Origin of the sequence: Nostoc sp. (assembly GCF_036917975.1) — a bacterium.
Taxonomy (GTDB): Bacteria; Cyanobacteriota; Cyanobacteriia; order Cyanobacteriales; family Nostocaceae; genus Nostoc.
Genome location: NZ_JBALEJ010000049.1, coordinates 213274 through 230039 on the forward strand (window position 1 = coordinate 213274; position 16766 = coordinate 230039).

8 protein-coding genes are annotated in these 16766 nt (G+C 45.1%); 1 reads left to right on the forward strand and 7 read right to left on the reverse strand.

What is annotated here, in order from left to right; all coding sequences use genetic code 11:
- Positions 1-125: 125 nt before the first annotated feature.
- Positions 126-3149, reverse strand: coding sequence for an MFS transporter (locus V7K76_RS22100; protein WP_334779679.1), 3024 nt, complete (start codon positions 3147-3149; stop codon positions 126-128).
- A 253-nt stretch (positions 3150-3402) separates the two neighbouring features.
- Between V7K76_RS22100 and V7K76_RS22105 the strand changes: the two genes are divergently transcribed.
- Positions 3403-3738: a hypothetical protein gene (locus V7K76_RS22105; RefSeq protein ID WP_334779678.1), complete on the forward strand. Its 336-nt coding sequence runs from the start codon at positions 3403-3405 to the stop codon at positions 3736-3738.
- 55 nt (positions 3739-3793) lie between these two features.
- Here V7K76_RS22105 and V7K76_RS22110 read toward each other — a convergent pair whose 3' ends face one another.
- From V7K76_RS22110 to V7K76_RS22135, 6 genes are all read right to left on the reverse strand, one after another.
- A complete protein-coding gene (locus V7K76_RS22110; RefSeq protein WP_334779677.1) occupies positions 3794-4132 on the reverse strand; it encodes a hypothetical protein in 339 nt (112 codons plus the stop codon).
- Positions 4133-5047: 915 nt separating this feature from the next.
- Entirely contained in the window at positions 5048-6718 is a 1671-nt protein-coding gene (gene lnt, locus V7K76_RS22115) for an apolipoprotein N-acyltransferase (protein WP_334779676.1), read from the reverse strand.
- Positions 6699-9311 (reverse strand): DNA topoisomerase (ATP-hydrolyzing) subunit A, encoded by a 2613-nt coding sequence (gene gyrA / locus V7K76_RS22120; RefSeq protein ID WP_334951777.1) that lies wholly within the window; start codon positions 9309-9311, stop codon positions 6699-6701. Before gyrA ends, lnt begins: the two co-directional genes overlap by 20 nt.
- A 729-nt stretch (positions 9312-10040) precedes the next feature.
- Entirely contained in the window at positions 10041-11450 is a 1410-nt protein-coding gene (locus tag V7K76_RS22125) for a family 2B encapsulin nanocompartment shell protein (RefSeq protein ID WP_334779674.1), read from the reverse strand.
- 301 nt (positions 11451-11751) lie between these two features.
- Positions 11752-13161, reverse strand: coding sequence for a family 2B encapsulin nanocompartment shell protein (locus V7K76_RS22130; protein WP_334779673.1), 1410 nt, complete (start codon positions 13159-13161; stop codon positions 11752-11754).
- A gap of 359 nt (positions 13162-13520) precedes the next feature.
- On the reverse strand, positions 13521-15875 hold the full coding sequence (locus V7K76_RS22135) for a family 2 encapsulin nanocompartment cargo protein terpene cyclase (protein ID WP_334951770.1): 2355 nt from the start codon (positions 15873-15875) through the stop codon (positions 13521-13523).
- Between the last annotated feature and the right edge of the window lie 891 nt (positions 15876-16766).

A 16766-nucleotide genomic window follows, 5' to 3' on the forward strand; every position in this document is an offset into this window, starting at 1 on the left:
ATTTCCGAAGAGTCCAGAAAAGAACTTTCTTAGACGTAGTAGGTTGGGTGGAGCGGAGCGCAACCCAACAGATATACTGTTATCCTTATTCTTTAACTATTCTGAATTCTGAATTCTTAGTTTCTCTAATTGTCCAGTCCTTTAAAATTGTAATTTTTGAATTGGTATTTTTCGAGCAACTCTTTAACTTGAGTGGCTACTAAAGGATGTGTATCTTTCTGTAACTGGGGGAGGATTTGCAGGAGAACGCGATGTGAAACCATATTCAAGTATGCGATCGCAGCTTCTCTAACAAAGCCGGTTGGATGACGTAAACTCACTAATATCTCAGAACTGGTGAGTCGGATGCGTGTAACTTGAGCATAATGAAAACAGCAAGCTAGACACCAGTCAGACAGGAAGTTACCCAACATCAGCAATCTGTGGAGGCGATCGCTAACTACCATATTCTCATATTCTACGACCTTGGCTTCGATCAGATGTTGCAATTTTTCTGACTGGGGTCGGTTATCTAAAATATTCAGCAACAAAGACTTTGAAGACAAAGTTACCGTATGCTCTAAGATTTCTAAGCCCCGCGCTAAGTTTACCACTGAGGGCGATCGCAGATTGAAGGATGCTGCCTGCATCTTTTCTGGCGAGTAAAGCAGTCTCAATAACAGTAGCACCCGCTCTTTGACATCCAATTCCAATTCTAAAAGGGCGCGTTGCAATAACTCAGAGACAATCACAATCCTCTCCCTAGATTGATAATTTTCTTTTTGGTCTATTGTTTGGAAATCAATGTATGCGGCGTAAATTTCACCTAAAAATTTTAATTCCTGTTTAATTAAATTTTCTACCCGACTTTCATAAAATCGATCTACTAAACCTTTAATTCCTGGTTGTTTGTGTATTTTTAGTAAGCTGCGAAGAATATGATCTCTTGTAGTACCCCAGGATATCTCCAAGTTTTCCCATAAAGTATCCAAAGCTTCTTGAGTGCCGACTTGAGCAATGGTGCGCCAAGCATACATCCGCACTACTTCTGGTTTGTAAATATTCGTAGCTAACCGCAACAGCATTTCTAAAGCTTCATTTTCTAGTCGCGTTAGGGCTGACATTGCTGTACTGCGGGTTGATTTGTAATAAAGTGCTGCAATCAGTGCCGAATAGTACTCTTCTAAATGAGTTGCTGCAATCATTTCCAAGACAGCACAGCGCACTCGTAATGACTCATCTTGTAATAAATTCGGGATGTGAATCCGCAACGCCTGCAAATAAACTGCTTCTCTCAGCGCTCTAACTCCATTTATCCGTTCGCGTTCTTGCTTATGAGTCAGCATCCGGCGCATGGTTTGGGTAGCTGCTACCTTTTGCATCGGCGTTCCCTGACGTAAGACTAAAGCGGCGGCGGTGGCGCGGATGAGTGAGTTTTGCCGGGGGTTCAGGTATTCTTCTAGGAGGCCTAAATTGGGATTTGGTTCAGCCAGCCAAACGTAGCGTAGCGCTAAGGCAAAAACTTCGGGGCTAGTTTCTTGGGATTGTTCTAATAAAGGACGAATGTCGGCTAGATAAGCCGGATTTGCACCTCCCGTCAGCATCACCTCCAAACTTTGGCGTTGCAAATCTGGGGTTAACTTGACTAGTAGGGGTGCTAAAACTTCCGCAGCTCCTTGGGAATCCATTTGGGCTAAAAGTTCAATACAAGAGCGTTTATCAGCCTCACTGCCTTTTTCTGCCAAAGCTTTGATTACTCCCTGCTTGAAGAATCGTAAGCCCATATTGGTTGCACTTAAGTGACCCCGCGCCACACTCAAGACTAACAGTTCAACGTAGCGCGATCGCAATTCCCAAACTACTGTTAAACAAGTGCCAGCGATTAGCATTGTTTCTGCTACTAACACCCATTTTTGCAGTGATACAGGTACAAACCGTCCACAAAATAATAGAGTTGCAAAAATTAGCGCTCCTGTCAAACCTGTGGCGATCGCTTCGGCAGTTCCACCAGATAAAGTCTGCATCCGGCTGCGTATTCCCTCTGGAATCGGTTGGTACAGGATGGGGCCACTACTCATCACAAAGGTGTAGCGCAGAAGTTCATCAAAGAATTTAACAATTACCAAACCCCAAAAAAAGCTTTGTGATTGGATGGCTGGAATTAAATGCAGCAATATCAGCACACCCGGTAGTGAAAAACCAACGGTAATTGGTAAAAGCGTAGCAGTGAAAAATACCCCCATTCGTTCAATAATTCGGCTGGAAATAAACCACTGCAATAACAACTCACACAGTCCCAACGTCCCACCAAACAGACCCAAGAAGCTGGCGAGTTCTCGCTCGTCCAAATTGGATTGGAGTTCGCGCAAATACTGAAAGTCTATTAACAACCCAATGACTTGCAACAGACCAACAAAGGCAAACAACTGCCAGACATACCGTTTCAGTGGACTTTTAATGAAACGCTGACGTGAAGCTTGTTCTTCAGGAATTAGTCTTTGTGGGGTTTCAGGAAAAGCTCCTCGATAGTGATTAGTTAAATAGAATAAAATCCCCGATCCGAATAAAATCACTACACAGGAGATGAGGACAATCTTATTTAGCGTGGTGTATTGTACTAGCCAAGGCAAACTAAAGCCACTAATTACATCTGCGACCAACAGACCACTACTCACCAATGGATAAGTGCGCTTAATCTCCCGAATGTTAAATAGTTGGTTGGCGACAATAGAGATGTTGAGGTCGTTAACCACATAAAGTGCATCTACCCACAGCCGCAGCAGAAATACCGAAATAACTGCCAGGTAGGAAAAATGAGACCCCCAACGTAATACAATTAATAAAACTAATGGTACTAACATGCAGGGTGCGATCGCCACAATCACCCGACGTAAGGGAAACATCTTTTGCAGACAAGAGTATAAAAAAACCAGCCCAGCACTCATCGCGGCACTAGCAATATACATCCACGGCAGCAGATGAGTCCCATACTCATCCAAAAACAGCGCCACCGTACTGTCCTCTGCCCAGCGCAGTCCTACACATACAGTTGTGTAAAAAAGAAACATTAGCTGAGTTCGTTCGCTCTCCTCTGGCCGGAGATTCACCCACTGTAGTAATCGTGTTAGAACACTTTTATTTGCAGCCAACCAGTAATTTTTCAGTTCCATGCAGTTTTAGTTTCTGGTAGTATCACCGTTTCAGGAGGCAGAATAGCGCAACCGTAGGGGGTAGGAGTCTTTAAATTTTGAATTTTGAATTTTGAATTTTGAATTTTTAATTGATTTCTACCCCATCTCCTGGAAATAGCAAAAGTCCTGAGCGACTGAGTATTATGTTTCCCACTCAGCCTTCAGGACTATCGATTTGAGATAAATTTAAATTGTTTTAGCTCCCTTCATACTGCGACTGAGCCTGCCAGTAATGGCAGCAATAGTGTTGAGTATAGTGTATCGACAAGTACAACATCTTACGGATGTATTGCGATCGCTAGAAATAGAAGGATTAATGTGGGTGGAAGCAATGAAAGTCAGTAAACAAGCGTTGTTTCAAAGACTCAATAGTTTGCCGGCTCACCTATTTGCACTAGTTTTTGAGCAAGTGATAGAGCATCTGTCAGCGAAAAGGAGCGCAAAAGAATTAGCCCCAGCTTCGTCATCAGTAGCACAAAGATTTACCGCCATCTGGATTGGAGATGCGTCATTAATGAATGGCACTAAGAAAAGCTCAAAAGCTTGTGTAGCCTCGTTCCCAGCCTGAAGGCTGGGAACCAGTCAGGGCAAGGGCTGTATCTTAACTTAGTGCCATTCGGTCATTAATACCGTCGTCGGATTATCTGCCGTCCGCCAAAGGGCTGCCGACGTTGGATTATTTGCCGTTGTCTCAACTGCTGGCGTCGAATTATCTGCCGTCTGCCGAAGGGTCGCCGGCGTTGAATTATCTCCCGTCGTCGGATTCTTTGGTATCGTCCTTCTCGCCGTTGAGCAATCAAAAACTCTCCGGTTTTATTTCCAACCAGGTTAGCATCTGGTGCAACGCTCTGTTCATTCAGAGCATTACTTTGAGAAATATTTTTTGCTTCAGCTAATGAGGGTGGAGACACAAAGGCAAATAGCAACACTGCTATTGAAGATAGCTTCCTGAAACCTTTCATGTTTTTGCTTCTCTAAACTTTGGTAATAACTTTATTAAAACATTTTCAAGTCTGAAAATTATCACTTAAACGCTTTTTTAAAACTGAATTTGGTATGAGATTCTAATACGTAATTTCATCCTTGTGAATAGTTGCAGTTTTTTTATCATTGTGTATATAAATATTGATTATTTAGCAGAATGTAATTTTTTCTACATCTATATTAGATAGGTTTATTAAGTTAATAGACTAAATTTATGTTACTGTGAAATGGGACGAAAAGCCTTGCTTAGTAAGGATTAAGATACTCTATTTTTATTTAAAAAAGTCTTAGATCGTACTTCTCTCCACCCCAAAAGATGTATCAAAACTGTATGTAACCGATAACTACTAAATATTCTTAGTATAAACTGTAAATAATAAGCTGTTATCAGGTTTTTAGCTCCAACCAAACGAACTCAAATAAACCCTAAATATTTTGAGACACGATATGCGATCAAAATACCTACAATTCCCCCGATAACACTCCATAGGATCGAGGTAATCGATAACAAACTTCCACCCCATAATATCGGTATATAACTGCCAATAGTAGTTCCTAAAAACATACCAATTCCGATCAGTAATTTATTCATTTGGAAGAAGCCTCAAAAATGGTTGAGTAGCTATGAATGTCCAGAATTTAGCTTGCAAAGGAAAATTCCGTACTTCTACCTTGCTCAACTTTTGAGTCACTGGCAAGGGTAAAATTACAGCAGGTTTCATCTATTTGAACGACATCTATCGTCAGGGCACAGCAATGTTTATTGGTGTCAACTTAAGCTGAAACTCCTTTAAAACCCAATACGCTTGGGTTAAGGATAATCGTAGGTTGGGTGGAACGAAGTGAAACCCAACAAACCCGCGAAAATGTTGGGTTTCGTTCCTCCACCCAACCTACGCATCTGAGGGGTTTTTGGCGCTAACTGAACCGTATTTATTTATACTGCGAATTACCAACCATGCTCCTCCAGAGGAGATAAATAACAACGGTGTTAACCAATCACCCCAGCGCACATATAAAGTCTGTGTCTGTCGCCGATAAATTGTTTCAGCATGAGTTTCGTAGGTATTATATCCAGATATCCACAAGGTTCTACCATGAGGATTTATAAAGGCTGAATATCCAGTATTAGTTGCTCGTGCTGACCAGCGATCGGTTTCAATAGCCCGCATGATATCCTGTGCATGATGCTGGAATGGCATCGATGCAGTGTAATGAGCATCATTAGAAGAACTGAGGATAAATTGCCCACCCGCCGCAGCTTGACGGCGAAATTGTTCAGGAAAAGCAGATTCGTAACATATACTAGCGATCGCACGACCAAATGGAGTGTCAAATATCTGATTTGCTGAACCAGCAACTTGATGTGCATCCAAAGGCGACAAGCGTTTAACTAGTCCACCTAAAATTCCTTCAAAGGGAATATATTCTCCCAGAGGTACTAGTTTGGCTTTATCGTAGCGGCTGACAATTTCACCTTTACTATTGAAAGTAAACAAGCTAATTGTATAACTATCTCCCCGTTCGCCAAAAGCCCCAATCCAAGCAACTACGCCTTTTTCCTTAACTGCTGCGACTAAGGCAGTTCCCAGCAAGTCACGTTGGAAAATAGGTAAGGCTCCTTCTGGGGTGAGGACTGCATCGACACCTTGATTTGCTAAAGTTAGATACCCACTGGTGTAATTTTCTTGAGCGCGACGAAACCCTTCTGAACTTCTTAAAAGTCGGTTTGGAATATTACCCTGAACAATCCCCACTTTCAAGGCTGCTTCTGGTGGTTGGGCAATGGGACGACTGTATAAGATAAAACCTATGATATGTAAGGTAATTAATAGTCCTGTGGCTGTAACTAAGTATTTATTAACGAACCACAGAGGCGCGGAGGACACAGAGGTTCTCTCTGCGCTCTCTGCGTCTCTGCGGTTCGTCCATCCTTCTGCAATTAACCCATTAACAGCAACAATCGCCGCTGTCACAGTATTAGGCCCAGAGAGTTGCCCCAGATGTACAATTACGAGATTGTGCGGACTCTGCGTGTAAGCCAGGGAACTCCACCAAAGAGGCCCCGCACTCCACAGACTTTCTAAACCGCACCAGACGGCTGTACCAATCAATATACGTAGCCAGGGTTTTTGCCCGCCCAGGCGAACCATCACAGCCGCCCAAATAGCAACGAATATCCCTCCCAAGACACTGATAAATCCCCAACAGAAAAGGGTGATTGCCAAACTCGGCAACCACGGAACGCCCAACCAAGTCATGGGATGAATTCCCGTAATCCAAAATAGGGCGACACCGTGATAACCGATACCCCAGAGGAAAGCAGGGGGAGATGGGGGAGATGGGGGAGCAGGGGGGGATTGGTTTTTGCGTTTGGAGTAAGTAACAACTAATACCCATAAGGGAACTAGGGCAATCCAAGCCAAGAACCATGCACCCACTGGAGCGACGGTTAGTCCCATTAAAATCCCACTGGCTAAGGCAATCAAGTAAGGGAGTAAGGCGGTTAACCTCTCCCCCTGCCTCCCCTGCTTCCCCTGCTTTTTACTCTGCTTCTTCTGCATCGGCAGCATCAGGCGGAACTATTGCCACTCCGGTAATAGCGTCATCTTCATCTAAACGCTGTACTCTTACCCCAGTCGCCGATCGCGATTGGATCGAAATCGCATTCACCGCTTGCCGGATGATAATACCGCGATTTGTCACCATCATGATTTCATCATCATCATTGTTGACAATACGTAGGGTTGCCAATTTATCTTTGGTTTTGCGGTTTTTGAACTTGGTTGCCATTAAACCTTGACCAGCACGATTTTGTAGTCGGAACTGGGCAACTGGTACGCGCTTACCATATCCTCCCATTGTAATTACCAACACCCAAGGGCCAACAACGCCACTGGTAGGCACTTCTGCGGACTCTTCATTAGTTTCGGTAATTTCGATATCTTCTGTTTCGATTGTTTCGATTGTTTCGATATCTTCAATTTCGGCTTCTGTAACATTCAAAGTTTCAAGAATTGCTGCGGGCAGAATATCCATACCCACCAGTTCATCTTTATTTTTGAGTTTCATGGCTTTCACCCCACGAGTCGCCCTACTTAAAGGACGCAGTTGTTCGTGGTTGCACCGGAAGTTAATCGCCATCCCGTTACGAGAACCAATGATTACACTGTCCTCGACTCTGGCGCGTCGCACCCAGCGGAGTTGGTCGCCTTCTTCTAAGGAAATAGCAATCAAGCCATTGGCGCGAATGTGACTAAATGCTGCCAATTCGGTTTTCTTGATATTGCCACCCTTCGTAAGCATGACCAAGTATTCTTCGTTGCTAAACTCGTCAACCGGTACAATTGAGGTAATTTTTTCCTCTTTGGGAATCGGTAGCATTTGGACAATTGGTGTCCCGCGACTGGTACGCGAACTTGCTGGAATTTGATAAGCTCTTAAGCAGTAAACGACACCACGCTCACTAAAGAATAAAATACTATCGTGATCGCAGCAAGTTAAGAAATGCTCAATAGTATCATCATCTTTGACCTTGGCTGCGGCTTTACCTCTGGTAGCACGGCTTTGCGCTTCAAAGGTATTAACTGGCATCCGTTTGATATAGCCTTGCTCTGTCACCAAAATGATCGCTTTTTCATTAGCAATTAGGTCGCGATCGTCTAATTCCCCTTCTCCTGGTAAAATTACCGTGCGCCGGGGTGTGGCAAAGCTAGTTTTGAGTTGCCCAACTTCGGTTTCAATGATTTCTAGCACTCTCTCCCGCCGGGCCAAAATATCCTGCAAGTCGGTAATCTTCGCTTGCAATTCATCGTGTTCCAGACGGATTTTGTCTGCTTCTAAGGCAGTCAAGCGCCGCAGTTGCATTTGCAAAATCGCATCTGCTTGCACTTCTGAGAGTCCATAAGTTGTGATTAATTCGCCTTTAGCTGTGGGTGCATCGGGGGCATGGCGAATCAAGACAATAATTGGATCTAACTGAGCCAGGGCAATTAATAACCCTTGGAGGAGATGGTCGCGTTCTTCGGCTTTGCGTAGTTCGTAGCGGGTGCGTCTGGCTATGGATTCAATACGGAAATCCAAGAATACGCTTAAAAACTGCTTAAGGGTGAGTACTTGGGGTTCGCTATTCACCAACGCCAACATATTTGCGCCGAAGTTGGCTTGCAGTGGCGTTTGCTTGTAGAGGTTGTTCAGAACAACGCGGGGATAAGCATCACGCTTGAGTTCGATGACAATTCGCATCCCGTCGCGATCGCTTTCATCCCTTATATCTGCGATGCCCTCTAGCCGCTTTTCGTTCACCATTTCGGCGATTTTTTCAATCAGCGCCGCTTTGTTGGTTTGATAGGGCAACTCGGTAATGATAATTGCTTCTCTATCTGGCCGTCCCCGTTGTTCAACGGTTTCAATGTTAGCGACACCACGCATGGTAATGGAACCACGCCCAGTGGTGTAAGCTTCTCGAATGGCAGATGTTCCTAAAATCTGCGCCCCAGTCGGAAAATCTGGGCCGTGGACATACTGCATTAATTCCAGATCGGTGATTTCTGGATTGTGGATTACAGCCACCAAAGCATCAATCAATTCGCCCAAGTTGTGGGGGGGAATGTTGGTGGCCATACCCACGGCAATCCCAGAGGAACCGTTGAGCAATAACTGGGGAATCCGTGCTGGTAAAACTGTCGGTTCTTGTTGGGAACCGTCGAAGTTATCGGCAAAGTCTACAGTTTCTAATTCGATGTCGTGGAGTAGACCAGCACTAGTTAAAGCTTGCAAGCGGCATTCTGTGTACCGCATCGCGGCTGGCGGATCGTTATCTACCGAACCAAAGTTACCATGCCCGTTCACTAGGGGCGATCGCATGGAAAAATCCTGCGCCATCCGCACCAAGGCATCATACACCGCCGTGTCGCCGTGGGGGTGATATTTACCTAATACTTCCCCTACCACACGGGCGCATTTCTTAAAGGGGCGATCGTGGAGCAGACCTAGCTCGTGCATTGCGTAGAGAATGCGGCGATGCACAGGTTTTAGACCATCCCTGGCATCTGGCAGCGCCCGACCCACTATCACGCTCATGGCGTATTCCAGATAAGACTGCGACATTTCGTTTCGCAAGTCTGTCGGGATAATCCTCTCCTGTGAGGTTGTCATAACCTAAAAATCTCCAAAAATCGTAGATTTTAGCTTTTTTACTCAACAAAGCGCAAAATTATTCTAAATTGCTCTTGAATAATTGCTATATTTTGATACAATCTTAGCATATATTGCTTTTTATTGCCTTGGAGAGCTAACTTAAGGCGCTAACGCCTGCAAGTGGCGCGAAACTAGTATTAAACTTTTTCACTCATTTAAAACTCTATCCCTTCCCTACAGGACGCTGCGCGTAGCTTGCTTCCCTGTAAGGGTACATGGGTAGAGAATTCACCAATTCTGACTCCTTTTTATCATTGGAATTCTGGTGTAAAAGACTGTGCTACGAATGGCACTAAGTTAAGATACAGCCCTTGCCCTGACTGGTTCCCAGCCTCCAGGCTGGGAACCCATTCTGGGAGGCTCCGCCTCCAGTAGCTTGACGAGAGGCAGAGCCTCTCGGAATACATTCCCAGCCTCCAGGCTGGGAACGAGGCTACACATGCTTTTGGGCTTTTCTTAGTGCCATTCGACTGTGCTACTGGTTTATAAATAACTTTATGGGAATACTAAATCTGGAAATCTTATAGATTAGGTTTACGAAAAAGATAAGGTTCAAAGCCTCGCCCGCAAGTGGCGCGATAGCTCCCTTGCTCCCTCGCTTCCTTGGTTGAAGCCCCACCCGCAAGTGGCGTGGTTTTTCTCCTCTGCTCCCCTGCCCCTCTGCTCCTCTGCTTTTTCACCCTTCCCTCAGCGTCCAATTTCCACATCTTCCAGAATGCCAAGTGCATCGGGGATGAGAATGGCTGCGGAGTAGTAGGCGCTGACAAGGTAAGAAACGATCGCTTTTTCGCTGATGCCCAAAAACCGCACAGACAAACTGGGTTGGTATTCATCAGGGATACCCGTTTTGTGTAGACCTACCACCCCTTGGTTTTCTTCTCCGACACGGAGTACCAAAATAGAGCTAGTACCTTCCTTGGTGATCGGAATTTTGTTACAAGGAAAAATCGGATAGTTGCGCCATGCAGGTACAATCTTTCCGTTCACCTGTGTGCTTGGAGAATAGATTCCACGACGGTTACACTCCCGGTTAAAAGCTGCGATCGTACGAGGGTGAGCCAGGAAAAAATGGGATTTGCGCCGCCGAGAGAGCAATTCATCAAAATCATCTGGAGTCGGTGGGCCGGTGCGGGTAAAGATGCGTTGCTTAAGGTCGGCATTGTGCAACAACCCGAAATCAGGGTTATTCAGCATTTCGTATTCTTGCCGTTCTCGCAACGCTTCGATAGTCAGCCGTAATTGTTGCTCCGTCTGGTTTATCGGTTCGTTGTAGAGGTCAGCAACTCGCGTATTCACCTGTAAAATGGTTTGAGCGACGCTTAACTCATACTCCCGTGGACTCAAGTCGTAATCAACAAATGTCCTGGGTAACTCAGTTTCCTGACTATGACCGGCGGACATGACGATCTCGGCTTGATTGTACCTATCCTGAGGTTTGCTCAACATCGCTCTCAAGCGATCGACCTGAGTTTGCAACGCTTCAGACTGGTTTAGCAACTCCCGAAACGCCTGTATTGGCAAAGACAAAACTATACAACGCGTAACAGCTCTCAGGCTAACTTCCCATGTATCCTGAGATAAAACTATCGCTTCGCCACCAAAACAATCGCCGTCAGCTAAGATATCCCGTAAAGCTTCCGCCTCATATTTTCCTGCCTTAAGCTGATTAACTTTACCATGAGCAATTAATAACACCTGGTCGGCTGGTTGACCTTCCTGGACAATTACCTCACCAGGGGCAAATTCTTGTTGCACAAAGCGAGCTGCCAAGGCGTTGAGTACCTCAATATCCTCAAACCCACGCAGTAAAGATAGTTCACGAAGTGCTTGGGGAATGACCCGTACTTCGGCCCCTACATTGGTAAAGCTAACCCGTCCATTGCCAACATCATAGGTCAAGCGACGGTTAACCCGATAGGCTCCACCTGTGACTTGCACCCAAGGCAACATCTGTAACAACCACCTGGGGGTAATGCCCTGCATCTGGGGCGGAGTTTTCGTGGTTTTGGCTAAATTCCGTGCCCCTTTAGTGCTTAAGCTAATCTGGGATCGCCCGTTTTCTTGGTCTAAATTTGGCCCAATCGAAGCATCTGTCATAAAGTTAACGTTTCATGTAACTAAATTTACATTCCTAAGAGAGAGCATTGGGGGGTAGAGGCGAACGCTTGCTCTGACTGGTTACCAGCCTCTAGGCTGGTAACCCATTCTGGGAGGCTCCGCCTCCCGTAGCTTGACAAGAGGCAGCAGCCCCTTTAAATACATTCCCAGCCTGGAGGCTGGAAGACGACACAAGTCTTTAGGCTCTTCTTAGTGCCATTCACCAATGAGCATTGCTGTTCCCTGACAACAGATGTGGTTCAAATACATGAAAACTGCTGTAAAGAGGATGTCCGACTACTTAGAGACCAATTTCTACATCTTCAAGGATGCCTAATGCGTCAGGAACAAGAACGGCTGTAGAGTAGTAAGCGCTGACTAGATAGGAAATAACAGCCTTTTCGTTAATACCCATGAAGCGCACAGATAAACTAGGCTGATATTCATCAGGAATGCCAGTTTTATGAAGACCAATGACACCCTGGTTGGTTGCTCCCGCACGGATTAAGAGAATCGAGCTAGTACGCTCTTTGGTAACTGGAATCTTATTGGAAGGATAGATGGGAATACCACGCCAAGAGGGAATTGCACTGTTACCTGTGGGGATAGGATCGGGATAGAGTCCTAGACGGTTGCATTCTCGACCAAAAGCAGCAATAGCGCGGGGATGAGCTAAGAAAAAGCTTGGTTCTTTCCAAACAATAGAGATCAATTCATCGAGATCGTCAGGAGTTGGCGGGCCACTGCGGGTAAAGATGCGTTGTTTGAGATCGGCATTGTGTAACAATCCGAAGTTACGATTGTTAATTATTTCGTGTTCTTGGCGTTCCCGTAATGCTTCGATGGTGAGCCGCAATTGTTCTTCAGTCTGATTCAGGGGTTCGTTGTAGAGGTCAGCAACCCGTGTATTGATTTGCAAAATAGTTTGAGCGACGCTTAACTCATATTCCCGTGGATTGAGTTCATAGTCTGCAAATGTCCCTGGTAATACTTCCTCTGCAAGGTGGCCGGAGGTAATATCAATTGAGGCTTCCCCTTCTTGGTTTTTGGGCTGGCGCAATTTTTCTCTGAATCGATCCACTTGCGCTTGCAGAGCCTCAGACTGGTTAACCAGGTTTTGAAAGGCTGCTTCAGGCAGAGATAAGATTATAGAACGAGTCAGGGCGGTGAGAGTGACATCCCAAGTATCCTGGGATTCCACTAAAGCGTAGTCACCAAAATGATCGCCATCGGCTAATACATCCAAAACAACTTGCTCATCATACTTGCCAGGGCCAATTTTATTGACTTTACCATGAGCAATCAACAATACTTGATCGGCCGCTTGACCTGCTTGGATGATCACATCTCCAGCAGCAAATTCTTGTTGCACAAATTGACTAGCCAAGGCGTTTAACACCCCAACATCTTCAAATCCCCGCAATAAAGGTAACTCAGTGAGTTCTTGAGGAATAACCTGTATCTGAGCGCCTGTATTGCTAAAGCTAACCCGTCCATCCCCAACTGTATAAGTTAAGCGGCGGTTGACCCGATAGGTGCCACCCACTGTTTCTACCCAAGGCAGCAGTTTTAAGAGCCACCGTGAGGTAATGCCCTGCATCTGGGGTTGGGTTTTGGTGGTTGTTGCCAAATTACGCGCCGCTTCTGTCCCCAAACTTATTGGCTGTTGCTCAATTTGATTTTCTAGGGGAGTATTTGCTGCATTAGTCATAATAAATCTCCATTGGTAGTGTTTGTTGACAAATTACTTAACGGAATACGGACTCAGATTGGAATGGCACTAAGAAAAGATACAGCCCTTGCTCTGACTGGTTCCCAGCCTCCAGGCTGAGAACCCATTCTGGGAGGCTACGCCTCCAGTAGCTTGACGAGAGGCAGAGCCTCTTTTAAATACATTCCCAGCCTCCAGGCTGGGAACGAGGTGACACAAGCCTTTGGGCTTTTCTTAGTGCCATTCGACTCAGATTGAGCTAACCTTTAGACATCTCCATAAATTAAACATGCGTTATCCAGAACCCTTGTAGAGACGTAGCACTGCTACGTCTCTACATTCTTTTTCGGAGATGTCTTTTAGTTCTTAATTAATAGCGATCCGATTTTGGTAGCTGAAGTCCCTAACCCTGTTGGGCCACTCAGTAAGTTCTGCACCACTGGCTGAACATTGGTTTGAGTTGTTTCCTGACCGACACTTGGTCTAATCTGGATCGCCGCAGTGCCTAACCCTGTAGGGCCTTGGAGTAAGCGTTTTTCTGTCGAGTTATTCCGCAATTCAAATTCCTTATAGCGGTCTACTGCTCTATGCCATTTGAGTACCCCACACATCCACTGCTCTAGTTTCTTGATATATCCGTACAGTTTCTTACGGGTGCTTGTATCCAGTCCGAAATCATCACACAAGGCAGGGAGTTCAGTAGCAACAATATGTTCAAACTGAAGGGCACGAGAGGTCATCAGGTCGTTAACAATTGCGATCGCGTGGGGGATATCGCAGTTCAGGAAATTCTGAACCGCCAGCACACCGTTATTAATCTCGCCCTCAAATTCGATTTCTTTCTGATAAGAGAAAATATCGTTTGTCAAACAGGCGAAATCAGCAGCCGAATTATCGATATTCTGCATGGTTCGGGTGCGGAATATCTCTGGTGGGATCTCGTCGCCTTGAGAAAGTCGAGACAGGCTCATGGTTAGATCGGAACCAAAGGTCTTACGACGCATTTCCACATAGTCTATCGGGTCTGGAATGCGATTTTGGATTTGGTTAGCTAGTTCCCATAACCAGCTTTCCGTCATATCCTCAATCGCCCGACGAAACAGACGACGAGCATTAGGGTTCATGGGGCCAGCCGTCCGCGCCCAAATATCCGCCAAACCCCGTTCGACTGGGTTGGTGGCTTCGGGAACAGGACTCCCATCAAGGGGCATAAAGTCCGATAACCTAGCGTTGAAGATTTTCGCCCCGGCCATGTTGCGGCTATAACCATACAGCGCCGGGAAGTAGTCATCAGCATAGGTTCCCCAAACCAGCCAGCAGGCTGTGATATTCAACTCAGCACTAGACCCATTGGGATGAATATAAGCACCGCATAAAGCTACGTCAGCCACATCGAATTTATGGTCATCCCAAATGTAAATGCTCGGTATCCCTGGTAGTCTGTCCAGCATCCCCATTTGACGCGCCCATTCCTTAGAATGCCGCCGAGCCTCTTCTAGATGGGGATTCAAACTGGTGGAAAAGGGCATATAAAACTGTGGCAGGGTTACTGGCCCTACAGGCTGATAGGGAACATGGGTGAAGCTTTTAAACCGTTTTAGTCCCAAACTATCGTATAAGGCTCCCAGACGGGCGGCCGATGTGCCTAGTCCAGTGGGGCCACCTAAAAACCAACTTGCTGTCGAAGATTTGTCTGATGCCTGGTTCATGTAGCGGCTCGATCGCGTATGCCACTCATGACCCCCCGACTGCCAGTCCTGAAGTCCTTTGGCATATAGGACAACTTTCAGACGCTCATCAGGAGTCAGACTATATTCCTCGAACAAGGAAGGAAGTTCAGTAACAAAGGTATTCTCGAACTGTTGCACGCGAGATGTGAGTAAGTCGTTAGTCAGGTTGGCTGCTTCTTGGGTACTCACATCGAGGAATCGTTCCAAGACCAAGATACAGTTCGCATTTTCCCCTTCTTCTTCTACTTCTCTTTGATAAGAGAAGATGTCATTTCGCAGATGTACCCCATCAGAAAAGGTGTCTTTGAGGACACGCATTGGTCGAGATGGCGCGATCGCAGCTGGAATTTCTGCCCCAACCGCGTGTTCTACTAGGTTAGCTGACCAGGGCGCTCCCCCTACCTTACGGCGCATCTCAATGTACTCAATGGGGTTCGCGACTCGATCTTGGCTGATATTGGCGAGTTCCCACTGAGATTCTTTGAGAAGATTGATGGTACTTTCAGAAAATCGGATTACCCAGTCTTGGGAGGCATTGGGAATGGTGCGATTCCAGAGGTCTACTAAACCCAGTTCTACGGCGTTGGTGGGTTCTGGCGACGTTTCTTGGGGCTGTACAGGCATAAACGCTGGTAGTCCATTGAGGTACTTCTTAGCCCCGGACATATCTTGGGTACGCTTGTAAAGCTCAAGGAAGTGATCGTCAAAGAAAAATACCCAAACATACCAGTCAGTTACCAGATTGAGCATCTGTTCATCGGCATCTGGATGGGTATAGGAACACAATAGTGCATAGTCATGGGCATCAAACTTGCGCTCATCCCAAATCCCATAATCTTCTGATCCTTCTGCCCCACCCAAAATTCCCATTTCATAAGCCCAAGCTTTAGAATGTACCCGTGCTGCTTCCAGGTTTGGGTTCAGCCGTGCCGGCCAAGGTACATAAAAACTCGGCAACTCAAAAGGTTGCTTACTTGAAGTCATTGTCCATTTAAACCTATCAGTTTAAGCTCATTGTTTTGATTTAAGTCTTGTTAATTTTTTTGATATTTTTGGTTAATCTTTGATACCATGAACTTTCTCCTTATAATCGAAAAATTCACAAATTGCTCTTACCAGAATTTCGTGAAATTGTTTAACCGACTACCGTGGGTTTAAATCCCCCAGTTCAATAACTGGCAAGTTTTGGGTCGGAGTCTAAATCCCCGTCACAAAACTTAATTACGAATTATTTAAGATAATCCACTTTTTGCTGTGCCTACTTAAATAAATTAAGCGGCTTTTTAGTTAAATCTCATTATGCAGGAGTCTGAATGAATATATAGGAGTGCGATTTGATTTCTGAAAAAATCTAAGTATCTGTAGGGTGTGTTATGGCGTAGCCTAACGCACCTAAATCGTTAACTGGTGCGTTAGCCTTTGGTGTAACGCACCCTACGTATATTTCAGAAATCAAATATGAGTCCTATATACTGATTGACTATCAATTGCTGCTTCTAAAGGACTAGGTTTACGCCCCGCAGCAACTCGAACTCACTAAGAAAGTTTGTCATACACCTTCAGCCAAGTATTATCTTTGCTTTATCTCCAAAAATAGCTATAAACATCTGTCTTTAAGATCATCTCAGCTTTATCAATAAAATGCAATAACAGTTAAGACGTTTAGTTATCATTAATTGGATAGTTAAGACAGTTAAGAAAATAATTAAGTAGACAGTTAAGACAGTTAAGAAAATAATTAAGTAGACATTTAAGACAGTTAAGACAGTTAAGAAAATAATTAAGTAGAGAATGAAGTGAATAATTAAAATATAAAAAAAAATAATAAGTAATATATCAGTTCCCAATGAGAGCAATGCGATGGTAGTTCCTACA